This window comes from Campylobacter sp. 2018MI01, assembly GCF_018501205.1.
GTDB lineage: Bacteria > Campylobacterota > Campylobacteria > Campylobacterales > Campylobacteraceae > Campylobacter_E.
This window is the reverse complement of the sequence record NZ_JAHCZE010000173.1, coordinates 1-418: the sequence shown is the minus strand read 5'-3', so window position 1 is coordinate 418 and position 418 is coordinate 1. Positions and strand designations below refer to the sequence as shown.

General features: G+C 48.1%; 1 protein-coding gene. It reads left to right on the top strand.

Annotation, left to right across the window (positions count from 1 at the left end; genetic code table 11):
- On the top strand, positions 1–346 hold a 346-nt coding region (locus KJQ97_RS09880; protein ID WP_214120712.1), incomplete at its 5' end, for an iron-containing alcohol dehydrogenase.
- Positions 347–418: the final 72 nt, after the last annotated feature.

Below are 418 nucleotides of genomic sequence, written 5' to 3'. Positions count from 1 at the left end.
TGGAACCGGTTCATGGGGGAAGAATTCATTGTCACACAACTTATCAACTTCAGACCTGTTGAATGTCAAGACGGTCGCAAAACGTCGCAATCGTCCTCAATGGGTTCGTTTGCCAGAAAAAATCTACTACGAAAAGAATGCCTTGTCATACTTGACGGACGAAACGGAGCACATTGATCGCGCAATGATCGTTGCCGATCCTGGAATGGTTAAATTCGGCTTCGTTGACAAGGTTTACGATGAGCTTGAAGCACGCGAAAATCCGGTAAAGACATCCCTTTACGGAACTGTTCATCCTGATCCGACGTTGGGACAGACGATGGAAATCGCACGCCAGATGGAATAATTGCATCCGGATACCGTTATTGCCATCGGTGGCGGTTCCGCGATGGATGCTGCAAAGATTGCGCGCTACATC